This is a genomic window from Streptomyces sp. NRRL F-6492 (assembly GCF_001280125.1).
Classification (GTDB): Bacteria; Actinomycetota; Actinomycetes; order Streptomycetales; family Streptomycetaceae; genus Streptomyces.
The window spans coordinates 23,413-46,690 of record NZ_LGEG01000233.1 but is presented as its reverse complement, the minus strand read 5'-3'; the positions used below and the strand labels follow the sequence as shown (position 1 = coordinate 46,690).

The 23,278-nt window shown below is 74.3% G+C and carries 15 protein-coding genes; 11 read left to right on the top strand and 4 right to left on the bottom strand.

What is annotated here, in order from left to right; translation table 11 throughout:
• Positions 1-66: 66 nt before the first annotated feature.
• On the top strand, positions 67-1,881 hold the full coding sequence (locus tag ADL08_RS23315) for a DUF2264 domain-containing protein (protein ID WP_053646250.1): 1,815 nt from the start codon (positions 67-69) through the stop codon (positions 1,879-1,881).
• Positions 1,882-1,900: 19 nt separating this feature from the next.
• Here the strand turns inward: ADL08_RS23315 and ADL08_RS23310 are convergent, their stop codons facing one another.
• Both ADL08_RS23310 and ADL08_RS23305 read right to left on the bottom strand, forming a co-directional pair.
• Complete coding sequence (locus tag ADL08_RS23310; protein WP_053646098.1) at positions 1,901-2,674, bottom strand: SDR family NAD(P)-dependent oxidoreductase; 774 nt, start codon at positions 2,672-2,674, stop codon at positions 1,901-1,903.
• A 40-nt stretch (positions 2,675-2,714) separates the two neighbouring features.
• Entirely contained in the window at positions 2,715-3,449 is a 735-nt protein-coding gene (locus ADL08_RS23305; RefSeq protein ID WP_053646095.1) for an MOSC domain-containing protein, read from the bottom strand.
• A gap of 80 nt (positions 3,450-3,529) precedes the next feature.
• On the opposite strand from ADL08_RS23305, the gene ADL08_RS23300 reads away from it, so the two are divergent.
• Entirely contained in the window at positions 3,530-4,423 is an 894-nt protein-coding gene (locus ADL08_RS23300; RefSeq protein ID WP_053646093.1) for a LysR family transcriptional regulator, read from the top strand.
• Positions 4,424-4,689: 266 nt separating this feature from the next.
• Here the strand turns inward: ADL08_RS23300 and ADL08_RS23295 are convergent, their stop codons facing one another.
• On the bottom strand, positions 4,690-5,022 hold the full coding sequence (locus tag ADL08_RS23295) for a WhiB family transcriptional regulator (RefSeq protein WP_053646091.1): 333 nt from the start codon (positions 5,020-5,022) through the stop codon (positions 4,690-4,692).
• 432 nt (positions 5,023-5,454) lie between these two features.
• On the opposite strand from ADL08_RS23295, the gene ADL08_RS23290 reads away from it, so the two are divergent.
• From ADL08_RS23290 to ADL08_RS23275, 4 genes are all read left to right on the top strand, one after another.
• Positions 5,455-6,066: a response regulator transcription factor gene (locus ADL08_RS23290; protein WP_003948568.1), complete on the top strand. Its 612-nt coding sequence runs from the start codon at positions 5,455-5,457 to the stop codon at positions 6,064-6,066.
• Positions 6,067-6,310: 244 nt separating this feature from the next.
• Entirely contained in the window at positions 6,311-6,913 is a 603-nt protein-coding gene (locus ADL08_RS23285; RefSeq protein WP_053646089.1) for a sigma-70 family RNA polymerase sigma factor, read from the top strand.
• Positions 6,914-7,080: 167 nt separating this feature from the next.
• A complete protein-coding gene (gene guaB / locus ADL08_RS23280; RefSeq protein ID WP_053646087.1) occupies positions 7,081-8,583 on the top strand; it encodes an IMP dehydrogenase in 1,503 nt (500 codons plus the stop codon).
• A 105-nt stretch (positions 8,584-8,688) separates the two neighbouring features.
• Positions 8,689-9,813, top strand: coding sequence for a GuaB3 family IMP dehydrogenase-related protein (locus ADL08_RS23275; RefSeq protein WP_053646085.1), 1,125 nt, complete (start codon positions 8,689-8,691; stop codon positions 9,811-9,813).
• Between the two features lie 68 nt (positions 9,814-9,881).
• Here ADL08_RS23275 and ADL08_RS23270 read toward each other — a convergent pair whose 3' ends face one another.
• Entirely contained in the window at positions 9,882-11,123 is a 1,242-nt protein-coding gene (locus ADL08_RS23270) for a nucleotide sugar dehydrogenase (protein ID WP_053646083.1), read from the bottom strand.
• 497 nt (positions 11,124-11,620) lie between these two features.
• Here ADL08_RS23270 and ADL08_RS23265 point away from each other — a divergent pair, with 497 nt between their 5' ends.
• The 5 genes from ADL08_RS23265 to ADL08_RS23245 all read left to right on the top strand — a co-directional run bounded on the left by ADL08_RS23265 (position 11,621) and on the right by ADL08_RS23245 (position 23,224).
• A complete protein-coding gene (locus ADL08_RS23265; RefSeq protein ID WP_053646081.1) occupies positions 11,621-13,327 on the top strand; it encodes a glycerol-3-phosphate dehydrogenase/oxidase in 1,707 nt (568 codons plus the stop codon).
• A 250-nt stretch (positions 13,328-13,577) separates the two neighbouring features.
• Positions 13,578-16,073 carry a serine/threonine-protein kinase gene (locus tag ADL08_RS23260; RefSeq protein WP_063885347.1) on the top strand — a complete coding sequence of 832 codons (2,496 nt, stop codon included), beginning with the start codon at positions 13,578-13,580 and terminating at the stop codon, positions 16,071-16,073.
• A gap of 165 nt (positions 16,074-16,238) precedes the next feature.
• The gene (locus ADL08_RS23255) at positions 16,239-19,505 is read left to right on the top strand and encodes a hypothetical protein (RefSeq protein ID WP_053646080.1); all 3,267 of its coding nucleotides are present in this window, start codon (positions 16,239-16,241) and stop codon (positions 19,503-19,505) included.
• Positions 19,506-19,619: 114 nt separating this feature from the next.
• Positions 19,620-21,332, top strand: a complete 1,713-nt coding sequence (locus ADL08_RS23250) for a serine/threonine-protein kinase (protein WP_053646077.1) — start codon at positions 19,620-19,622, stop codon at positions 21,330-21,332.
• A 152-nt stretch (positions 21,333-21,484) separates the two neighbouring features.
• Complete coding sequence (locus tag ADL08_RS23245; RefSeq protein WP_053646076.1) at positions 21,485-23,224, top strand: succinic semialdehyde dehydrogenase; 1,740 nt, start codon at positions 21,485-21,487, stop codon at positions 23,222-23,224.
• Positions 23,225-23,278 lie beyond the last annotated feature (54 nt).

The following is a 23,278-nucleotide window of genomic DNA, read 5'->3' as shown; positions in this document are numbered from 1 at the left end:
GTGCCCATCCCGCCCGAGGACCGTGGGCCCGTCGCGCCCATCCCGTCCGAGGACCGTGGGCCCGTCGTGCCCATCCCGCCCGAGAACCGCGGGCTCAGCCCGTACACCGGCTGGACCCGGGCCCACTGGGAGGACGCGGCCGACCGGCTCCTGTTCGGCGTGCGCCCCTTCGCCTCGCCCCGGCACGGCCTCGTCGGCCTCCCCGGCCCGCGCCCCAGCTGGTCGGGTCCCCGCTCCGACGCCCTGGAGGGCTGGGCCCGCACCTTCCTCCTCGCCGCCCTCCGCGTCGCGGGCGCGCACGGCGAGGACCCCCACGGCCACCTCGACCGGTACGCCGGGGGCCTCGCCGCCGGGACGGAGGCGCCGGGCCGGGAGGACGCCGAGTCCTGGCCCCGCCTGGCGGACACCCGCCAGGCGGTCGTCGAGTCCGCCTCCGTCGCCCTCGGCCTGCGCCTCACCCGCCCCTGGCTCTGGGACCGGCTGGACGACCGCGTCCGCGCGCGGGTCGCGGACTGGCTGCTGCCCGCCCTCGGCCCGTCCCCCGTCGACAACAACTGGTGGCTCTTCGGCCTCACCGTCGCCGGCTTCCTCCGGGACGCCGGGATCGAGACCGACCGGGCCGCCGCCACGATCGACCGCTCCCTCGCCCGCGTCGAGGACTGGTACCTCGGCGACGGCTGGTACAGCGACGGCGACAACCGCGCCTTCGACCACTACAACGGCTGGGCCCTGCACTTCTACCCCGTGCTCCACGCCCACCTGTCCGGCGACCGCGCCCTCCTCGACCGCTACGGACCCCGGCTGCGCGCCCACCTGGACGACCACGTCCACCTCTTCGACGCGAACGGCGCCCCCGTCCCGTACGGGCGCTCCCTGACCTACCGCTTCGCCGCGGCCGCCGCGCCCTGGCTCGGCGCCCTCACCGGCCACACCCCGCTCACCCCCGGCGCCACCCGCCGCCTCGCCTCCGGGACCCTGCGGTACTTCCTCGACCGGGGCGCCACCGACGGACGCGGGCTCCTCACCCCCGGCTGGCACGGCCCGTACCCGCCGCTCGTCCAGGAGTACTCGGGTCCCGGCTCCCCCTACTGGGCGTCCAAGGGCTTCCTCGGTCTCCTCCTGCCCGCCGGCCACCCCGCCTGGACCGACCCCGAGGAACCCCTGCCCGCCGAACGCGCCGACACCGTCCGCGCCGTCGCCCCCGCCGGGCTGCTCGTCCAGACCACCGCCGCCGACGGGCTCGTACGCCTCCACAACCACGGCAGCAACCACGTGGACAGCCGCGCGGGCGGCGAGGACGATCCCGGCTACGCCCGCCAGGCCTACTCGACCCGTACGGGCCCCACCACCGGGTCCGCCCCGGCCGACAACCACTTCGCGCTGCTCGACGCCGGGGGCCGGGCCACCACCCGGGGGCCCGCGGTCCCCGCCGGCACCGGCCCCGGCTGGGCCGCCTCCCTGCACGTCCCGCGCCCCGGCGTCCGGGTCCTCTCCGCGACCCTCGCCCACGGCCGCGCCGAACTCCGCTCCCACCTCGTCCTCGGCGCCCCGGAGGGGACACCCGTACGGCAGACCGGCTGGGCCACCACGCCCGGCGGGCCGCACGCCCGGCTCCACCCGGTCCACGGCCATCCGCCGGAGGACCCGGCCGCCGTCCTTCCCGCGGGGGAGACCCTTCAGGGGCCGGGCGGCCGCGTCCTCGCCCTGTACGGCACCACGCGCGGCCCGGCCGCCCTCTTCGCGTCCCTCGCCACGCTCACCGCCGCACCCGACCCGGCCCCCGTCACCGACCTCGCGCGCGTGCGGATCGACGGCCACACCCTCCACGTGACCTGGCAGGACGGCGCCACCGCGCGCCTGGACCTCGACGCCCTGCTGTGAGACGGGGACCGGGAGCCGCCTACTTCGGGCCGTACTTCCGTCCCGCCCTGGAGGAGAACCCGCCGAGCAGACCGCGCGGCGCCAGCTTCACCACGCCCATCAGGGCCTTGTAGCGGGGGTCCGGGATCGACAGCGTCCTGCCCCGGTCCAGGTCGGCCAGCGCCGCCGCCACCAGCTTGTCCGCGTCGAGCCACATCCAGCCCGGGATGTTGTCCGTCCCCATCCCGGCCCGCTCGTGGAACTCGGTCCGCACGAAGCCGGGGCAGAGCGCCATCAGGCGCACCCCGGTGCCCGCCAGGTCCCGCGCCGCGCCCTGGGTGAACTGCACGACCCACGCCTTCGACGCGCCGTACGTCCCGCGGGGCACGAAGGCCGCCACCGAGGCGACGTTCACCACCCCGCCCCGGCGCCGCTCCCTCATCGAGCCGGCGGCGGCCGAGGTCAGCCGCAGCACGGCCTCGCAGTGCACGGTGAGCATCTTCAGCTCGTCGGCCATGGAGACTTCCAGGAACCGGCCCTTGTTGCCGAAACCGGCGTTGTTCACGAGCAGGTCCACCGGCCGCCTCGGGTCCGAGAGCCGCGCCTCGACGGCGGCGATCCCCTTCTCCTCGGAGAGGTCCGCCGCGAGCACCTCGGCCTCCACCCCGTGCCGGTCGTGCAGCTCGGTCGCCTGCTCCCGGAGCCGCTTCACGTCCCGGGCCACGAGCACGACGTCATGTCCGTCGGCCGCGAGCCGCCGGGCGAAGGCGGCGCCGATGCCCGCGGTGGCCCCCGTAATCAGTGCAGTCGTCATACGGGCACGTTAACGCCACGGCCGGACCCGGGGACCGGCCCTATGCCCCGGCGCACTTCTCCGCCCGCTCCTCGCCCCGCCCCTCCTTCTCCTTCGACGCGTACTTCTCCGCGTACTTCTCCGCGTACTGGCGGGCGAGGTCGAGCAGGCCCGACTCCATCCACTCGGCGGCGGCCAGCGTGCCGGGCAGCAGGGCCCGTTCGACGGTCGCGGCCCGGTGGAGCAGCGCGACGGTGACGTCGTGGTCCGGCCGGTGCACGACGGTGACCGGATCGCCCGCCCGCACCTCGCCCGGCACGATCACCCGCAGCAGCGCGCCGGGGCCCGCCTCCGACCGCGTGAACCGCTTGACCCAGCCCTTCTCGCCCAGGAAGCCGGCGAACGTACGGCACGGGATGCGGCCGCCGGTCACCTCCAGGACCACCTCGTCGCCGATCCGCCACCGCTCCCCGATCAGGGCGTTGTTGACGTCGACGCCCCGGGTGGTGAGGTTCTCGCCGAAGGAGCCGTTGGCGAGCTCGCGGCCCAGCTCCCGCTCCCACAGGTCCATGTCCTCGCGGGCGAAGGCGTACGCGGCCCGGTCGGCGCCGCCGTGGAAGCGCAGGTCGCAGACGTCGTCCCCGGCGAGCCCGCTCGCCCCGACGCCGGGCGGACCGGGCGCCTCGATCCGCACGGCCCCCTCGACGGGGCGCTTGTCGATGCCCGTACGGCCGACGGGGGAGTCGGTGTAGTCCACGGCCCTGGCACGGCCCACGTTCACGCTCAGCAAGGTCATGCGGGAACCCTACGGGCCCTCACCTCAAAGGTTCTCATCGATATTCGCGTCCTCTCCCAAGACTCGCTTATGCTGGTTCCATGATCGAGGCACGCCATCTCCGCGTCCTGCGCGCCGTCGCCGCCACCGGCTCCTTCTCGGCCGCCGCGCGCGAACTCGGCTGCACCCAGCCCGCCGTCAGCCAGCAGATGAAGGCGCTCGAAGCCTCCGCCGGCACGCCGCTGCTGATCCGCACGGGCCGCGAGATGCGCCTCACCCAGGCGGGCGAGGTCCTGGTGCGCCACGCCTCCGGCATCCTCGCCGGGCTCACCGCCGCCGAGGAGGAGGTCGCCGCCATCGCCGGGCTCCGCGCGGGCCGGGTGCGCCTGGTCTCCTTCCCGAGCGGCAGCTCCACCCTCGTCCCCACCGCCCTGGCCGCCCTGCGGGCCGCGCACCCCGGCACCCGGGTCTCCCTCGTCGAGGCCGAACCGCCCCGCTCGATCGAGATGCTCCGCGAGGGCGACTGCGACATCGCCCTCGCCTTCCGCTACGGGGCGGGGCGGGCCGAGTGGGACGACCTGGTGGTCCGCCCGCTGCTCGCCGACCGGCTCGTGGGCCTGGTCCCCGAGGGGCACCGGCTCGCCGGGGCCGACGCGGTCGGCATCGCGGAGCTGGCGGACGAGTCCTGGATCGCGGGCTGCCCGCGCTGCCGCCGCCAGCTCGTGGACGTCTGCGAGGAGGCGGGCTTCACCCCCCGCATCGACTTCGCCACCGACGACTACCCGGCCGTGGTGGGCCTGGTGGGGGCGGGTCTGGGCGTGGCCGTCCTGCCGGCCCTCGCCATCGAGTCCGTACGGCCCAGGGGGGCGCGGACCGTGACCGTGGAGCCCGCCGTGGAGCGGGAGATCGTGGCCCTGACCCTGCCGGACCTCGCGCAGGTCCCGGCGGTCGCCGCCACGCTGGACGAGCTGACGCGCGCCGCCACGCGCGCGTAGGCACCGCCGCGGCGCCGGAACCGGCGCCGGAGTCCGTACGCGCCGCCACGCGCGCGCGTAGGCATCCGTCCGGTGCCCTCACGCGCGTGGGCGCGGTGGGCGTCGCCGTCCCCGGTCCGCGTGCTCCCGGTCCGTCTCCGTCCCGGGCCCCGCTCGCCCCCGGGTCGTGCTCGCGTTCTCGGTGCTCGCTCGTTCTCGGTGCTTGCTCGTTCTCGGTTCTCGGTGGTTCTCGGCACGTTCCCCGGACCAACCGGAGAAACGTTCCTTCACATGGACGCCGGCGCGGTCGTCGGTGGCGTGGGGGCCGTCGTGATCAGACGGTTGCGGGCGCGTCCCATGAGCTCTTCGCGTTCGTCCTCGGTGAGGCCGCCCCAGACGCCGTAGGGCTCCCGCACGGCGAGTGCGTGTGCCGCGCACTCCGCGCGCACCGGGCACCGCATGCAGACCTCTTTCGCCGAGTTCTCACGCGCACTCCGTGCCGCGCCGCGCTCTCCCTCGGGGTGGAAGAACAGGGAGCTGTCGACCCCGCGGCAGGCCGCGAGCAGTTGCCAGTCCCACAGATCGGCGTTGGGTCCGGGAAGGCGGGAGAAATCTGCCATTGCGCTTGTCCCCTTGAAACCGTGTCGAACGGATAGGTGGGCGGGTGGATGGCTGATGGCCGGGGTCCTCCGGTCCCCGACAGCTCGGGTCGTTACACCTACTGTCTAAGTAGATGTAAATATGACTCATTGCGAATCTAGGCACAGACACCGCGAAAAGGGAAGAAATCCCGCTAAATGGGGCATAGCTCCTGATCTCAGGACGGAAGAGCCGCGTCATCCTTCTCCGCGCACGGTCCCTCACGTAGAGTGCCGAAGCCTGCCGTCCGACCCGTAACTCTTTCGAGTGACCGTCGTTGAGAGTGCGGAGGCGGTTGGAGGAACAAGCGATCGGGCAGGTGTCCGAGAGCGTCAACCGCACAGGTGACGATACGTACAGCCCTGGAGGCTCAAGGTGACGCGCAACAGCTGCGAGAGCCGCGGAGGTCAGGCATGACATCCGTCCTCGTCTGCGACGACTCCCCGCTTGCCCGAGAGGCGCTCCGCCGCGCGGTCGCGACCGTGCCCGGCGTCGAGCGCGTGACCACCGCGGCCAACGGCGAGGAAGTCCTCCGCCGCTGGGGCGCGGACCGCTCGGACCTGATTCTGATGGACGTGCGCATGCCCGGCCTGGGCGGTGTGGAAACCGTCCGCCGGCTGCTCTCGGCGGACCCCGGCGCCCGGATCATCATGCTCACGGTCGCCGAGGACCTCGACGGCGTCGCGCTCGCGGTCGCCGCGGGTGCCCGTGGCTATCTGCACAAGGACGCCTCGCGCGCCGAGCTGCGGGCCACGGTCACCCAGGCGCTCGCCGACCCGACCTGGCGGCTCGCCCCGCGCCGCCTGCGCTCGGCCGAGATGGGCGCCGCGCCCACCCTCACCGCGCGCGAGATCCAGGTCCTCGAAGGCATGAGCCACGGCCGGTCCAACGCCGAGATCGGGCGCGAGCTCTTCCTCTCCGAGGACACGGTCAAGACCCACGCCCGGCGCCTCTTCAAGAAGCTGGGCGCCTCGGACCGTGCCCACGCCGTCGCGCTCGGCTTCCGCTGGGGCCTGGTCCGCTGACGTCGCAGGTCACCCGCCGCATCCCCGTCCCCTTCCGCTTCCCTCGCGGAGCGGACGGGGTGGGCTTGTGTCACTTCCCCGCCGGATGACGCATCCTTGAGGTGTGGAGTTCCTCGGGGACGAGTCGATCGAGCGGGAGGGGAGGGCGCGGGAGATGAGTTCCGGCGCACCTGCTCATAACGCTTCGGTGCACAACTACGGACGCGGTGCCACGAACGCGGAAGCGTCGGGGCACCATGGAGCGATGCGCGACGACGAGACCGCAGGGTCCCCCGTGCCCGCCGGGCAGGGGGAGATCGGCGCGCTCGTCCGCCGCGCGGTCGACGGCGACGCGCAGGCCACGCACGACCTCCTCGCGCGCGTGCATCCGCTCGCCCTGCGGTACTGCCGCACCCGCCTCAACCGGCTGCCCGGCGACGCCCGGCACTTCGTCGAGGACCTGGCCCAGGAGGTCTGCGTCGCCGTCCTGATGGCGCTGCCGCGCTACAAGGACACGGGCAGGCCCTTCGAGGCCTTCGTCTTCGCCATCGCCGGACACAAGGTCGCCGACCTCCAGCGGGCCGCCATGCGGCACCCCGGGTCCACGGCCGTGCCCTCCGACGAGATGCCCGAGCGGCCCGACGACTCCCTCGGCCCCGAGGAGCGGGCGCTGCTCAGCGACGACGCCGAGTGGGCCAAGAAGCTGCTCGCCAACCTCCCGGAGAACCAGCGCGAGCTGCTCGTCCTCCGGGTCGCCGTCGGGCTCACCGCCGAGGAGACCGGGCAGATGCTCGGCATGTCCCCCGGGGCCGTCCGGGTCGCCCAGCACCGCGCCCTCAGCCGGCTGCGGGCGCTGGCGGAGCAGTAACCCCCGCCGGCCCCCGCCGGACGGTAAGTCCCGACGGCTCCCGTCGTCCCTTTCGTCCACGTGGGAACGTCCAAAGCTGCTCGCTGATCTTGCTCGTGGAATGAGACACCGCTCAAGCCCGTTAGCATGGACATCCCGCACCGATCAAGGCCATTTGGGAAGGTGTCATGACTGCCAACGTCGACGGAGTGCCCGAGAAATTCGCGACACTCGGGCTGACCTACGACGACGTGCTGCTGTTGCCGGGCGCGTCCGACATGGCGCCCGACCAGATCGACACCGCCTCGTACATCTCGAAGAACGTGCGGGTGAACATCCCGCTCCTCTCCGCCGCGATGGACAAGGTCACCGAGTCCCGCATGGCGATCGCCATGGCGCGACAGGGCGGTGTCGGTGTCCTGCACCGCAACCTCTCCATCGCCGACCAGGCCAACCAGGTCGACCTGGTGAAGCGCTCCGAGTCCGGCATGGTCTCCGACCCGATCACGGTCCACCCGGACGCGACGCTCGGCGAGGCCGACGCGATCTGCGCAAAGTTCCGCATCAGCGGCGTCCCCGTGACCGACCAGGGCGGCAGGCTCCTGGGCATCGTCACCAACCGCGACATGGCCTTCGAGACGGACCGCAGCCGCCAGGTGCGCGAGGTCATGACCCCGATGCCGCTCGTCACCGGCAAGGTCGGCATCTCCGGCGTCGACGCCATGGAGCTGCTGCGCCGCCACAAGATCGAGAAGCTGCCGCTGGTCGACGACGCGGGCATCCTCAAGGGCCTCATCACGGTCAAGGACTTCGTCAAGGCCGAGAAGTACCCGAACGCCGCCAAGGACAAGGAGGGCCGCCTGCTCGTCGGCGCGGCCGTCGGCGTCGCCGGTGACGCGTACGAGCGTGCCCAGGCCCTGGTCGAGGCGGGCGTCGACTTCATCGTCGTCGACACCGCCCACGGCCACTCCCGGCTGGTCGGGGACATGGTCGCCAAGATCAAGTCGAACTCCTCGGTCGACGTCATCGGCGGCAACATCGCCACCCGCGACGGCGCCCAGGCGCTGATCGACGCCGGTGTCGACGGCATCAAGGTCGGCGTCGGCCCGGGCTCCATCTGCACCACCCGCGTCGTCGCCGGCATCGGCGTCCCGCAGGTCACCGCGATCTACGAGGCCTCGCTCGCCGCCAAGGCGGCCGGCGTCCCGGTCATCGGCGACGGCGGCCTCCAGTACTCCGGCGACATCGCCAAGGCGCTCGTCGCCGGCGCCGACACGGTGATGCTCGGCTCGCTGCTCGCGGGCTGCGAGGAGTCCCCGGGCGAGCTGCTCTTCATCAACGGCAAGCAGTTCAAGTCGTACCGCGGCATGGGCTCGCTCGGCGCCATGCAGTCCCGTGGCGAGCAGCGCTCCTTCTCCAAGGACCGCTACTTCCAGGAGGGCGTCGCCTCCGACGAGAAGCTGGTGCCCGAGGGCATCGAGGGCCAGGTGCCCTACCGCGGCCCGCTCTCGGCCGTCGTCCACCAGCTGGTGGGCGGCCTGCGCCAGTCGATGTTCTACGTCGGCGGCCGCACGGTGCCGGAGCTCCAGGCGAACGGCCGCTTCGTCCGGATCACCTCGGCGGGCCTCAAGGAGAGCCACCCGCACGACATCCAGATGACGGTCGAGGCGCCGAACTACAGCAGGAAGTAACGCGCACGCGGGTGAGGGGCGGTTCCGGGATGTGGCCGGAACCGCCCCTCCCGCGCGTGTCGGGGATACTGGTAGGCGCAGACGTAGAGGGAAAGGCCACACATCGTGACTGAGATCGAGATCGGGCGCGGCAAGCGCGGCCGCAGGGCGTACGCGTTCGACGACATCGCCGTCGTGCCCAGCCGGCGCACCCGGGACCCGAAGGAGGTCTCGATCGCCTGGCAGATCGACGCCTACCGGTTCGAGCTGCCGTTCCTGGCCGCTCCGATGGACTCGGTCGTCTCGCCGCAGACCGCCATCCGCATCGGCGAGCTGGGCGGCCTGGGCGTCCTGAACCTCGAAGGCCTGTGGACCCGGTACGAGGACCCGCAGCCGCTCCTGGACGAGATCGCGGAGCTGGACGAGGCCGCCGCGACCCGCCGCCTCCAGGAGATCTACTCCGCCCCCATCCAGGAGGAGCTGATCGGGAAGCGCATCAAGGAGGTGCGCGACGCCGGCGTCGTCACCGCCGCCGCGCTCTCCCCGCAGCGCACCGCGCAGTTCTCCAAGGCCGTCGTCGACGCCGGGGTGGACCTCTTCGTCATCCGCGGCACCACGGTCTCCGCCGAGCACGTCTCGGGCGCGGCCGAGCCGCTGAACCTGAAGCAGTTCATCTACGAGCTGGACGTCCCGGTCATCGTCGGCGGCTGCGCCACGTACACCGCCGCCCTGCACCTGATGCGCACCGGCGCCGCGGGCGTCCTGGTCGGCTTCGGCGGCGGCGCCGCGCACACCACCCGCAACGTCCTGGGCATCCAGGTCCCGATGGCGACCGCCGTCGCGGACGTGGCCGCCGCCCGCCGCGACTACATGGACGAGTCCGGCGGCCGGTACGTGCACGTCATCGCCGACGGCGGCGTGGGCTGGTCCGGCGACCTGCCGAAGGCGATCGCCTGCGGCGCCGACGCCGTGATGATCGGCTCCCCGCTGGCCCGCGCCACGGACGCGCCCGGCAAGGGTCACCACTGGGGCATGGAGGCCGTCCACGAGGACGTGCCGCGCGGCAAGCTGGTCGACCTGGGCATCGTCGGCACCACCGAGGAGATCCTCGCGGGCCCGTCGCACATCCCGGACGGCTCGATGAACTTCTTCGGCGCCCTGCGCCGCGCGATGGCCACCACGGGCTACAGCGAGCTCAAGGAGTTCCAGCGCGTCGAGGTCACGGTCGCGGACGCGCAGCACAAGCGCTGACCTCCGCGCGTACGCGAAGAGGGCCCCGCACCGGGTGGTGCGGGGCCCTCCGCCGTGTCGCGCGCCCCTCAGAGCCGGTGGGCCGCCCCCGCCGGGGTGGCGCCGCGCGTGTCGAGGAGCAGCTGGGCCTTCACCGACAGGCCCTGGAGGTCGTAGGTGCGGTGGTGCTGGAGGAGGACCGTCAGGTCGGCGTGGGCGGCGGCCTCGTAGAGGGAGTCCGCGCGGGGGACGGGGAGCTCGCGGACGCGCCAGTCGGGCACGTACGGGTCGTGGTAGCTGACGGCCGCGCCCAGGTCCATCAGGCGGCGGGCGATCTCGTCGGCGGGCGAGCCCTGCCGGTCGGGGAGGTCGGGCTTGTACGTGATGCCGAGCAGCAGGATCCTGGCCCCCCGCGCCGACTTCCCGTGCTCGTTGAGCAGGGCGGCGGCGCGCCGCACGACGTACGCGGGCATGCGTTCGTTGACCTGGCCCGCGAGTTCGACGAGGCGGAGCGGGCGGTGGGCGCCGACGGTGTCGACGGGGACGCCGTGGCCGCCGACGCCGGGGCCGGGGCGGAAGGCCTGGAAGCCGAAGGGCTTGGTCTCGGCGCAGCGGATGACGTCCCAGAGGTCGACGCCGAGTTCGTGGCAGAGGACCGCCATCTCGTTGACGAGGGCGATGTTGACGTGCCGGAAGTTGGTCTCCAGGAGCTTGACCGTCTCCGCCTCGCGGGGTCCACGCGCGCGTACCACCTTGTCGGTGAGGCGTCCGTAGAAGGCGGCGGCGGACTCGGTGCAGGCGGGGGTGAGGCCGCCGATGACCTTGGGGGTGCCCGCGTAGCCGTGGGTGCGGCTGCCGGGGTCGAGCCGGCCGGGCGAGTACGCGAGGTGGAAGTCGCGGCCCGCGCGCAGTCCGGAGCCCGTTTCGAGGACGTCGCGGAGCAGCCCCTCGGTGGTGCCCGGCGGGACGGGGGACTCCAGGACGACGGTGGTGTGGGGGCGCAGCCGGGCGGCGAGCGCGCGGGCGGCGTCGGTGACGGCGGTGAGGTCCAGGGACCGGTCGGGGCCGAGGGGGGCCGGGGGGCAGAGGACCGCGGTGCGGACCCGGCCGAGTTCGGCGGAGTCGTGGGTCGGGCGGAAGCCCCCCGCGAGCATCCGGCGGACCTCCGGGACGGTGAGCGGGCCGTCGGCCGGGGAGCGGCCGGCGGCGAGTTCGGCGGCGGGGCGCGGGTCGGTGTCGTAACCGACGGTGGCGATGCCCGCTGCGGTGGCGGCTCGGGCGAGGGGGAGTCCGTGGTGGCCGAGGCCGATGACGGCGAGATCAGCGGGCATGGGGGGTGGGCCGTCCTTCCCAGTAGCCGGAGGGGGCGCGATGCGCAAGCCCGGTGAGCGGAACGGGTCGCACGCAATGTCAGACTAGGCGTAAATATGAACGATATGTCGCATTGCGGGGCCGCAGGTCGCCGAGTGTTATCCACAGGTCGGTGGCGAGGCGGTGGCTGAAGTCGCCGCGGCGGGACAGAATCGAGCTGTGAGCCGGACCACACGGTCCCGGCTCGCTCGCGGGACGGGCCCGTGCCCGTGCTCGCGGAAAGGGCCCGCACCCGTGCCTGCGGGACGGGTCCGCGTCCGCGCTCGCGGGACGGGTCCGCGTCCGCTCGCGGGACGGGCTCGTACACGCTCGCGGGACGGGCTCGTACGCGCTCGCGGGAAGGCCGTGTGCGGGAGCCGGGCGCGGGAAGCCGTGTGCGGGTGGGCCCGCGCGCGGAAGGTCGCGGACGGGAGAACCCGTGCGCGGGAAGGACCGGGGACGACGGGAGGCGGCAGACGTGAGGACAGCGACACTGGGACCGGCCGAGCGCACCGAGGCGCTCGCCGCCATGGCCGAGCGCGAGCTGGACGTGCTGGTCGTCGGCGCCGGAGTGGTCGGCGCGGGCACGGCCCTCGACGCCGTCACGAGAGGACTCTCCACCGGCATCGTCGAGGCCCGCGACTGGGCCTCGGGCACCTCCAGCCGCTCCAGCAAGCTCATCCACGGCGGCCTGCGCTACCTGGAGATGCTGGACTTCGCCCTGGTGCGGGAGGCGCTCAAGGAGCGCGGACTCCTCCTGGAGCGGCTCGCCCCCCACCTGGTGAAACCGGTCCCCTTCCTGTACCCCCTGCAGCACAAGGGCTGGGAGCGGTTCTACGCGGGCTCGGGCGTCGCGCTCTACGACGCGATGTCGCTCTCCTCCGGGCACGGCCGGGGCCTCCCCGCCCACCGGCACCTCTCCCGGCAGGGCGCCCTGCGCGTCGCCCCCTGCCTGAAGAAGGACGCCCTCGTCGGCGCCCTCCAGTACTACGACGCCCAGATGGACGACGCCCGCTTCGTCACCATTCTCGTGCGCACGGCCGCCTCCTACGGCGCGCACGCCGCGAGCCGGGCCCGCGTCGTCGGCTTCCTGCGCGAGGGCGAGCGGGTCGTCGGCGCGCGCGTCCAGGACGTCGAGGCCGGAGCCGAGTACGAGATCCGGGCCAAGCAGGTCGTCAACGCCACCGGGGTGTGGACCGACGACACCCAGGCCCTCATCGGGGAGCGCGGCCAGTTCCACGTCCGCGCCTCCAAGGGCATCCACCTCGTCGTGCCCAAGGACCGCATCCACTCCACCACCGGCCTGATCCTGCGCACCGAGAAGTCCGTCCTCTTCGTGATCCCCTGGGGACGCCACTGGATCGTCGGCACCACCGACACCGACTGGGACCTCGACAAGGCGCACCCGGCCGCGTCCAGCGCCGACATCGACTACCTCCTGGAGCACGTGAACACCGTGCTCGCCACCCCGCTCACCCGCGACGACGTCGAGGGCGTCTACGCCGGCCTGCGCCCCCTGCTCGCCGGCGAGTCGGAGGCCACCAGCAAGCTCTCGCGCGAGCACACCGTCGCCCACCCGGTCCCCGGCCTGGTCGTGGTGGCCGGCGGCAAGTACACGACGTACCGCGTGATGGCGAAGGACGCCGTCGACGAGGCGGTCCACGCGCTCGACCAGCGCGTCGCCCCCTGCGTCACCGAGGACACCCCGCTCCTCGGCGCCGAGGGCTACCGGGCCCTGTGGAACGCGCGGGCCGGGATCGCCGCCCGGCACGGGCTGCACGTCGTGCGGGTCGAGCACCTCCTCAACCGGTACGGCTCCCTGACGCAGCAGGTCCTCGACCTGATCGCCGGGGACCCGCGGCTCGGCGAACCCCTCCCGGCTGCCGACGACTACCTGCGCGCCGAGATCGTCTACGCCGCCTCGCACGAGGGCGCCCGCCACCTCGACGACGTCCTCACCCGGCGGACCCGGATCTCCATCGAGACCTTCGACCGGGGCACGCGCAGCGCCCGCGAGTGCGCGGAGCTGATGGCCCCGGTCCTCGGCTGGGACGCCCACCAGATCGACAAGGAGGTCGAGCACTACGAGAAGCGGGTGGAGGCCGAGCGCGAGTCGCAGCGCCAGCCCGACGACCTGACGGCGGACGCGGCGCGGCTGGGGGCGCCGGACATCGTGCCCATCTGACCGCTCCTGACCGCCTGCGCCCTTCCGGCCGTGGACAACTGACGGAACGTCCGGTCCGGCGGGGCGTCCGGGTCGTCCGCATACCGGCGGGAACCTCGGAGGCGTACGGCGGCGTCGTCATCCCGGAGTACGGACCCGGGGGCGCCACCGGTCCCGAGGTGAGGGACAATGGGCTCTCTTCCAGGGCGGGTTAACGCATCACGCGGGAAGCGGCAGACGCGGCGAAGACCAGGGATCGCAGAGGGGACGCATGTCGGAGGCGGAGCAGTCGCGGGACACGGCGAAGGACCCCGGGCGGGACGCCGCCGCGGGGGCCGCGACCGACAGCGACCGAGGAACGGTCCCGGCCGCGCGCGAGCCGGAGCGGGACGAGAAGGACGCGCAGGTCGGACGGGGTGCGCAGACCCCGGAGGGCGACGCGGAACCGGGGCCGGGCGGTGGGGCCGCCGGGTCCGGGGGGCCCGAGGGGCCCGAGCCCGACGGCTCCGGCGGGGCCGTCGCGGACGCGAAGCCGGCGCCGGACGCCGGATCCGCTTCGAACGCCGGGTCCGCTTCGGACCCGGGGTCCGCTTCCGGGGCCGGGTCCGTTTCGGGCGCCGGGTCCGTTTCGGGTGGTGCGGGCAGGAAGTCCGGTTCGGGCGTCTCGGTCGTGAAGGGCGCCGCCGACCCGCGTTCTGACGGTGCGACGGGTCCCGGAGCGGGCGACGCCGGCGCCGCCGGACGGCTGCCGGGGACCGAGCCGTCGACCGGCCGGGCCGGGTTCGGCGCCGGGGACGGCGACGGCCGCGGCGGCCGGGGACCGGCCGCGACCGGCACGGCGCGCGGCGGCGACAAGCTCCGCAAGGCCCCCGTCGGCGAGGGACGGCTGCTCGCGGGGCGCTACCGGCTCGGCGCGGTCCTCGGACGCGGCGGCATGGGCACCGTGTGGCGCGCCGTCGACGAGACCCTCGGCCGTACCGTCGCCGTCAAGGAACTCCGCTTCCCCACCAGCATCGACGAGGACGAGAAGCGCCGCCTCATCACCCGGACCCTGCGCGAGGCCAAGGCCATCGCCCGGATCCGCAACAACGGCGCCGTCACCGTGTACGACGTCGTCGACGAGGACGACCGCCCGTGGATCGTCATGGAGCTCATCGAGGGCAAGTCCCTCGCGGACGCCGTGCGCGAGGACGGCACGCTCACGCCCCGGCGCGCCGCCGAGGTCGGCCTCGCCATCCTCGACGTGCTGCGCTCGGCGCACCGCGAGGGCATCCTGCACCGCGACGTGAAGCCGTCCAACGTGCTGATCGCCGAGGACGGCCGGGTCGTCCTCACCGACTTCGGCATCGCCCAGGTCGAGGGCGACCCCTCGATCACCTCCACCGGCATGCTCGTCGGCGCCCCCTCGTACATCTCGCCGGAGCGCGCCCGCGGCCACAAGCCCGGCCCGGCCGCCGACATGTGGTCGCTCGGCGGTCTCATCTACGCGGCGGTCGAGGGCAGTCCGCCGTACGACAAGGGCTCCGCCATCGCCACCCTCACGGCGGTGATGACCGAGCCCGTCGACCCGCCGAAGAACGCCGGCCCCGAGCTGGAGAAGGTCATCTACGGCCTCCTCGCCAAGGACCCGGCGCAGCGGCTCGACGACGCCGGCGCCCGGGTCCTGCTGCGGGCCGTGCTCGACGCCCCGGAGCCGGCGCCCCCGGTCTCCCCCGAGGTCACCAGGGTCGTACCGCTGCCGCCGCACCCCGAGCAGGCGCCGGCGGCCCCGGCGGCCGACCGGGGCGCGGCCCCCGACGCGGCCGCCGACCGGATGCGGGGCGCCCTGAAGTCCGTGCGCAACGCGGCGGCCTCCGCGAAGGCCGAGCCGCGGTCGAGGACCGCGCCGAAGCCCGCGCCGATCCAGGGCGGCGGCAGGCAGGCGCCGTCCCGCGCGTCGCTGACCGACGTCGTGCCGCGCCGCACCCTCGTCATCATCGCCGCCGTCGTGGTCGTCGCCCTGCTCGGGACGATCCTCGCGGTCTCCCTCGGCGGCGGGGACGAGAGCAGCCGGGGCAAGGGCAAGGAGGGCACCACGGCCTCGGCCGGCGCCTCCGCGGGCGGTGACGGCTCCGACGGTTCGGGCGGGTCCGACGGCGGCAAGGGCCAGACCCCGACCGACCCCGGCCAGCAGGGCGGCGCGCAGCCCGGCGACAACGGCACCAACGGCTCGGCGGGCACCGACGGCGCGACGGGTTCGACGGGGACGACGGACGGCGGGAACGGCGCCACGCCGTCCGGCAAGCCCGACGGCGGCACCGGCACCCGACTGCCCGCCGGATACGCCCTCGTCACCAGCGACCGGTTCCACTTCTCCATGGCGATGCCCTCGACCTTCGGGCTGAGCACCATCCCGGGGTACTCCCTCGGCGGGATCTTCAGCGCGGGCGGCGGCTTCCCGCGCGTCCAGGTCGACTACAACGACAGCCCGAAGGACAACGCCGCGAGCGCCTGGGAGCTGGCCAAGATCGGCGTGGCCGCCACCAGCAAGGACTACCGGCACCTCGGCATACGGACCGTCTCGTACAAGGGCTACCCGACCGTCGCCGACTGGGAGTTCGAGCGCACGCAGAAGGGCGTGCGCGTCCACGTCCTCAACCGCGGTTTCAAGGCGGACTCTAAGCGGGGCTACTCCATCATGGTCAGCTGCGAGGCGGGCGAGTGGAACGGCGAGGAGTGCCGCACCCTGCGGGAGACGGCGTTCGCCACGTTCAGCCCCAAGGACTGACCGACGCCCCGTATCGTGGGGATCCGGGAGTCGTACGCAATCGAACAGAGCCGTTGACCGCACGGCCCCGGACCGGACCGACCGGACCCGACGGACTCGCGTGATCCCGCACGATCCGGGGTACCCGTGGGTCCACGGGGGACAGCGGGGGCGTGGGGAGGCGTCGTGGACGACTACGCGGGAAGGGTGCTCGCGGACCGCTACCGCCTGCCGCTGCCGCCGGCGGACGGGTCCGGGGACGGGCACGACCTGACGGAGACGCGGGCCTTCGACACGTACAGCGGCCAGGAAGTCCTGGTCCGCCAGGTCCCGCTGCCGGAGTTCGTCGACGCCGAGGTGCTCGACGGCGCCGGCCCCGGCGGTCCCGCGGGTCTCCGCGGCGGCGCGGGGCGGGCCGTCCGCCGGCCCGCCGAGCCCGTCGTGCGCCGGGCGATCGAGGCGGCCCAGGCCGCCGCGCAGATCCCCGACCACCCCTTACTGGACCAGGTCTTCGACGTCTTCGCGGAGGCCGGTTCGCTGTGGGTGGTCAGCGAACGGGTGGTGGCGGCACGGCCGCTGGCCGCCCTCCTCGCCGAGCGGCCGCTCAACCCGTACCGGGCGGCCGAGATCGGCGCCGACGTCCTCACCGCCCTGCGCGCGCTCCACGCCCACGGCTGGGTGCACCGGAACATCACCTCCCGGACCGTCCTGGTCTGCGACGACGGCCGGGTGGTCCTCTCGGGCCTCGCGGTCGGCGCCGCCGAGGAGGCCCTCTGCGGCTACGCGCCGGTACCGGAACAGGACGAGCCCGACGAGTTCGCGTACCCGTCGCCCGTACCGGAACGGACCGCTCCGGAGCCGTACGCCCCCGACTTCCAGGAGCGGGAGACGTACGAGCCCGGGGTGTACGAGGCCGAGGCGTACGAGCCGGAGGTGTACGAGGCCGAGGCGGACGAGCCCGAGGAGCGCGGGACCGGCGCGTACGCCCTGGAGACGTACACGACGGACACCTACGAGCCGGGCGCGTACGAACCGGACACCTACGAACCGGACACCTACGAACCGGCCGCGTACGCGCCGGACGTCTACCGGCCGGAGCCGTACGCGCCCGAGCGGTACGAGGCCGAAGGGCTCGCGCCCGTCGAGGAGTACGGCTCCGTCCCGTACGGGACAGGGGAGTACGGGCCCGGAGCGTACGAGACCCGGGAGTACGAATCGGAGGCCCACCGGCCCGAGGTGTACCGCCCCGAGGCGCGGTTGCCCGAGCCGTACGAGCCGCGCGCGCCGGAGGTCCCCGAGGGGGCCGGGCGGGACGGCGGCGAGACGGACGGCGACGGATCGGACCACGGATCGGACGGCGGACCGGGCGACGGACCCGGCGAGGGTTCCGGCGGCGGTTCCGCTCCGGGGCCCCGCCCCGCCCCCGACGCCTACGGTGCCGACCCCTACGGGAAGTCGACGCCGGCCCCCGCCGAGACGCGTCCCGCGGCCACGCCGCCGACCGCCGACGTGCGGGCCGCGCGGGCCGGGGCCATCGCCGCCTACCGGGCCGGGGCGCGGGCCGCCGCCCGGCTGGGCGAGACGGGGGCGCTGCCCGACCGGCGCCCCGCGCCCCCGGAGACGCCGGGACCGCCCCCGCAGACGCCGGGACCGCCCCCGCCGACGGCGCAGGCGGCGGGATCGCCCGAGCCGCAGTGGTGGGCGCGGGTGGCGGACGACGACGAGGACGACGAGGACGACGGCGACGAGCCGTACGGCGGCGGCCCCCGGAACGGCCCGCCGCCGCGCGTGATGCTGACCGGCAGCTGGAGCGACGGCCCGCACGCCGCGCGGGACGGCTCCGGGCCGATACCGGCCGGGGGCGGTTCGGGCCGCGGTCCGGTGCTGCCCGGCTCGGGGCGCCCGGCGCTGCCCGCCGGTTACCGGGCGGCGGGCCCGGACCCCGAGCGCCTCCCGGTCCCCGCCGGCGTCCCGGAGCCCCGGCGGGAGGAGCCGGCGACGGTCCCGGCCGAGCCGTACCGGGGCCCGACCACGCGCCTCGCGGCGGAGCGGGCCCGCCAGACCCGGATCGCGGTCATCGGTGCCGTCACCGAGCGCTGGGCGCCCGAACAGGCCGGTCCCGTCCACGAGAACTGGCGCCTCGCGGCGCCCATCGGCCCCGCCACCGACCTGTGGGCGCTCGGCGCGCTCCTCTACCGGGCCGTCCAGGGCCACGCCCCCTACCCGGAGGACAGCGCGGCCGAACTCGTCCAGCTGGTCTGCGCCGAGCCGCCCGCCTTCGCCGAGGAGAGCGGGCCCCTGCGCCCGGTCGTGGAGTCGCTGCTCCGTCAGGACCCGACCGAGCGGCCCGACTTCGAGGAGCTGCGCGGCTGGCTGCGCTCCCTCGTCCGCTCGGCGCCGGAACCGGACGCCGGTGTCGGAGTCGTACCGCTGCCGTCCTTCGACGAGACGCGGCTGCCGATCGTGCGCCGGCGCGGCGAGCTCGTGCGCCGGCGGCGCAAGGGGGAGGGCGCGGGCCGCCGCCGTCACAAGCGCGGCAAGGACCCGCGCGCCGAGGCCCGGCACGAGCCCGAGCGCGCGCCCGTCCGCGAGCACGCGCGCGTACGGGACGATTTCCGGGACGAGTCCGACGGCGGGTACCACGAGCAACTCCCGCAGCGCGCCCCGCGCGAGCCCCGGTCCCCGCGCGCCCCGCGCACCTCCTCCGGCACCTCGGGCTCCCCGCGCGCCCTGGGCTGCATGCTGCTGGCCCTGGTCCTCCTCCTGCTCGTGGGGGTCGTCGCGTACGCCGTCCTCTTCATGCCCCGCGAGGGGGAGGCGCCCGCCGGGGCGGGCGCGCCCACGACCGGCGGCACCCCGGCCCCGACCGCGAGCGGTCCCGCCACGGGCGGCTCCTCCCCGGGCGGTCCCGCCACGGGCACTCCTTCCCCGGGCGGTTCCCCCGCGACCACCCGGCCCGCCACGACCCGGCCCCCGGCGACCCCGTCGGGCCCCGCGCTCGCCGCCGGATACGCCCTGCGCCAGGATCCGGAGGGGTTCCGGATCGGGGTGCCGAACGGCTGGCGGCGCAGCCCGGTCAACGACGCCGGGCAAGTGCGCTACACGGGAGGCGACTTCACGATGATCGTGGTCCCCGGCCGGGACAGCGTGAAGGACAACGGCTCCGATCCGCTGGCGTACCAGAACGCCAGGGAGCGCGAGCTGGAGCCGTGGCGGGCGTCGAGCTGGTCGGGCGCGGAGCGGACGCTCCGGGTCGACATCGGCAGCACGGCGACGGCCACCGGAAGTTACTGGTGGCTGGACGGCACGGGACGCGAGGTGTTCGTCCGCAACCTCGCCCTGATCGACGGCGGCCGGTACCACGTCGTCCAGGTCATCGGCCCGTACACCGAGCGGGACAAGGTCTCCGAGATCTACGACGAGGCCACGAAGGCGTTCCGTCCGGGCCGCTGAACCCGGGCCGGTCCACCGGCCCCCGGTCACAGTGCTGTTCCTATGACCGCCCCGAGGTTTCGCGGTCCGTGCCCCCCTCCGTAACCTGGCGTCAGAAGGAACGGGCGGGGGCAAGTGGAACATTCACAGGGCACAGGGGCGGGGCTGCTGCTCGCCGGTCGCTACCGGCTGGGCGAGTCCATCGGACGCGGCGGCATGGGCAAGGTCTGGCGCGCGCACGACGAGGTGCTGCACCGCGTGGTGGCGGTGAAGGAGCTGACGGCGGGCCGGTTCGTGGCCGAGGCCGACCGGCTCGTGCTGCACGCCCGTACGCAGAAGGAGGCGCGGGCGGCCGCGCGGATCACCCACCCGGGCGTGGTGACCGTCCACGACGTCCTGGAACACGACGCCCGTCCGTGGATCGTCATGCAGTACGTCGACGGGCCCTCGCTCGCCGACGCCGCCAAGGAGGCGGGCAGCATCGAGCCGCGCGAGGCGGCCAGGATCGGGCTGCACGTCCTCGGCGCGCTGCGCGCCGCGCACGCGGCCGGAGTGCTGCACCGGGACGTCAAGCCGGGCAACATCCTGCTCGCGCGCGACGGGCGCGTCCTCATCACCGACTTCGGTATCGCGGCGATCGAGGGGGACTCGACGATCACCCGGACCGGTGAAATCGTCGGCTCCATCGACTATCTGGCGCCCGAGCGGGTGAAGGGCGGCGATCCCGGTCCCGCCTCCGACCTCTGGTCGCTCGGGGCCACGCTCTACACGGCGGTGGAGGGCACCTCGCCGTTCCGCCGCACCTCCCCGATCAGCACCATGCAGGCCGTGGTGACCGAGGAGCCGCCGCACCCGGAGAAGGCGGGGGCGCTGGCCTCCGTCATCGTGGCCCTGCTGCGCAAGGACCCGGAGCAGCGGCCGCGCGCGGACGAGGCCGAGCGGATGCTGCTCGACGCGATGGAGGGACGCGCGCCGGCGGCGGCGCAGGCGTACGTGCCGACCCAGCGGGTGACCAGGGAGGACAGGGAGCCGGCGGAGGGCGCCGACGGGGCGCGTACGGACCGGTCGGAGCCGGGGACCGCGGGCACCGCGGGGGCCGCCCCGCGCGGGTCCACCACCCAGTGGCCCCAGCCGCCCCAGGAACTCCAGCGGTCCCGGGTCTCCCCGCCGTCCTCGTCCACCCTGGTGCCGGGCTCCGCCCGCCCCCCGTCCGGCCGGGGCCGTCGGCGCACCGTCGTCCTGGCGGCCCTGCTCGCCGGACTCGTCGCGGGCGGCGCCGTCTTCGCCGCCATGAACTACGCGGACGGCGACCGCGTCGCCGGCGGCACCGGGGGGACGGGCACCGTCACGGCCCCGACCACGGCCCCCTCCGCCAAGAGCGGCGGGAAGGACGGGATTCCGGAGGGCTGGCACCGCGTCGACGACCCGGAGGGCTTCAGCCTCCTCGTCCCGGACGGCTGGAAGCGCCAGATGGAGGGCGACCAGATCGACTACACCCCGGACAACGGCAACCACCGCATCCGGATCAGCATCGACCGCAGCCCCGACTTCGAGAACCCGTACGTGCACGCGCTCGACCTGGAGCGCCTCCTGACGAAGCGGATGCACTACACCCGGATCAAGCTCCTCCCGACCACCTACCGGGACCAGACCCTCTCCTGCCTGTGGGAGTTCACCTGGACCGAGAAGAAGAACTTCCCGGGGCCCCGGCGCGCGATCGACCAGATGTACTACGGCGACGACGGCACCGAGTACGCCATCTACATGTCCTCGCCGGAGTCCAGCTGGGAGACCACCCGGGAGCAGTTCGACATCGTCCTCCGGCACTGGCGGGAAACGGGCGAGTAAAGGCCGGAAAAATCTGCGTGGCCGGCCTTCGGTAGTCGTGAGCCGCTGATCAGGGCTTATGTGCCAGTGATCGCTGGCGCGATGTGCGCCCCTGGTGAAAACGCGTTACCGACGGGTACCCAAAGGACGGGCCGCGCCTTACGCTCGCCCTCATGACGGACTCGCAGGCCCCCGCCGCCCCTTCGGCTCCCGACGCCCCCGCCACCGGGACGGAGGGCACCGCCCCCGCCCCCGCCACCGACGCTCCCGCGGCCGGAGCCGCCGCGGCGCGGACCGGGACCGCGCCGGCCGGAACCGCCCCCGCCGGGGCGACCAACCCGGTCGCGCCCGCGCCCGCCGGCGCCCGGACCGCCGCCGACGTCGTGACCCCCGAGGTGGTCGCCCGGCTCGTCCGCGACGTGGTCGGCTCCGGCCGGACCGCCAACCACACCCCCTTCACCGGGGAGAAGCTGGCGGACCTGCCCGAGTCCACCCCCGAGGACGTCGCGGAGGCCTTCGCCCGCGCCCGCGCCGCCCAGCCGGTCTGGGCCGCGACGCCGGTCCGGACCCGCGCCGCCGTGCTCCTGCGCTTCCACGACCTGGTCCTCCAGCGGCAGGCCGAGGTCCTCGACCTCATCCAGCTGGAGACGGGCAAGGCGCGCCTGCACGCCCACGAGGAGGTCCTGGCGGTCGCCGTCGCCGCCCGCCACTACGGCCGCAAGGCCCCCTCCTACCTGCGCCCCCGCCACCACACCGGCGTCGTGCCGACCCTCACCAAGGTCACCGAGCTGCGCCAGCCGCGCGGCGTCGTCGGCCAGATCGCCCCCTGGAACTACCCCCTCGAACTCTCCGTCGGCGACGCGCTGCCCGCCTTCGTCTCGGGCAACGCCGTCGTCATGAAGCCCGACACCGAGACCGCGCTCACCGCCCTGTGGGCCCGTGACCTGCTGATCGAGGCCGGTCTTCCCGCCGAGGTCTTCCAGGTCGTCCTCGGCGAGGGCCCGGTCGTCGGCCCCGAGGTCGTCCGCCACGCCGACTACGTCTCCTTCACCGGCTCCACCCGTACCGGCCGCGAGGTCGCGCAGGGCGCCGCCGCCCGCCTCGTCGGCGTCTCCCTCGAACTCGGCGGCAAGAACGCCATGCTCGTCCTGGCGGACGCCGACGTCGAGAAGGCCGCCGCCGGCGCCGTCCGCGCCTGCTTCTCCTCCGCCGGACAGCTCTGCATCTCCATCGAGCGCCTGTACGTGCACGAGTCCGTCGCCGACGACTTCGTCGCCCGGTTCGCCGCCCGCACGAAGGCGATGCGGCTCGGCACCTCCCTCGCGTACGGGGCCGACATGGGCTCCCTCGTCGGCGAGCGGCAGCTGGAGACCGTCAAGCAGCACGTCGAGGAGGCCGTCGCCAAGGGCGCCAAGCTGGTCGCGGGCGGCGTCGCCCGCCCCGACGTCGGCCCCCTCTTCTACGAGCCGACCATCCTCGACGGCGTCGAGGCCCCGATGGCCGTCTGCAACGAGGAGACCTTCGGCCCGGTCGTCTCGATCTACCGCTTCACGGACGAGGACGAGGTCGTCGAGCTCGCCAACGCCACCCCGTACGGCCTCAACTCCTCCGTCTGGACGAAGGACTCGCGCCGCGGCCACGCCGTCGCGGCCCGGCTGCGCACCGGCACCGTCAACATCAACGAGGGGTACGCGCCCGCGTACGGCAGCGTGCAGTCCCCGATGGGCGGCATGAAGGACTCCGGGCTCGGCCGCCGCCACGGCTCCGAGGGCATCCTCAAGTACACCGAGGCCCAGACCGTCGCCCAGCAGCGGCTGATCCCGCTCGCGCCCTCCTTCGGGATGGACGACGAGAAGTACGCGGCGTTCATGAGCCTGTCCCTGAAGGCGATGAAGGCCCTGCGCCTGCGCTGAGGCCCCCGGGCCCCCGCTCGCGGCGGGGGCCCGCGCCCTTCCTCCTTTCACCCC

Excerpts from the sequence above, each read along its gene's own strand:
- ADL08_RS23270 (WP_053646083.1), bottom strand. The coding sequence starts at position 11,123 with ATGCCCGCTGATCTCGCCGTCATCGGCCTCGGCCACCACGGACTCCCC.
- ADL08_RS23310 (WP_053646098.1), bottom strand. The coding sequence starts at position 2,674 with ATGACGACTGCACTGATTACGGGGGCCACCGCGGGCATCGGCGCCGCC.
- ADL08_RS23300 (WP_053646093.1), top strand. The coding sequence starts at position 3,530 with ATGATCGAGGCACGCCATCTCCGCGTCCTGCGCGCCGTCGCCGCCACC.
- ADL08_RS23295 (WP_053646091.1), bottom strand. The coding sequence starts at position 5,022 with ATGGCAGATTTCTCCCGCCTTCCCGGACCCAACGCCGATCTGTGGGAC.
- ADL08_RS23260 (WP_063885347.1), top strand. The coding sequence starts at position 13,578 with ATGTCGGAGGCGGAGCAGTCGCGGGACACGGCGAAGGACCCCGGGCGG.
- ADL08_RS23245 (WP_053646076.1), top strand. The coding sequence starts at position 21,485 with ATGACGGACTCGCAGGCCCCCGCCGCCCCTTCGGCTCCCGACGCCCCC.
- ADL08_RS23285 (WP_053646089.1), top strand. The coding sequence starts at position 6,311 with ATGCGCGACGACGAGACCGCAGGGTCCCCCGTGCCCGCCGGGCAGGGG.
- guaB (WP_053646087.1), top strand. The coding sequence starts at position 7,081 with ATGACTGCCAACGTCGACGGAGTGCCCGAGAAATTCGCGACACTCGGG.
- ADL08_RS23305 (WP_053646095.1), bottom strand. The coding sequence starts at position 3,449 with ATGACCTTGCTGAGCGTGAACGTGGGCCGTGCCAGGGCCGTGGACTAC.
- ADL08_RS23290 (WP_003948568.1), top strand. The coding sequence starts at position 5,455 with ATGACATCCGTCCTCGTCTGCGACGACTCCCCGCTTGCCCGAGAGGCG.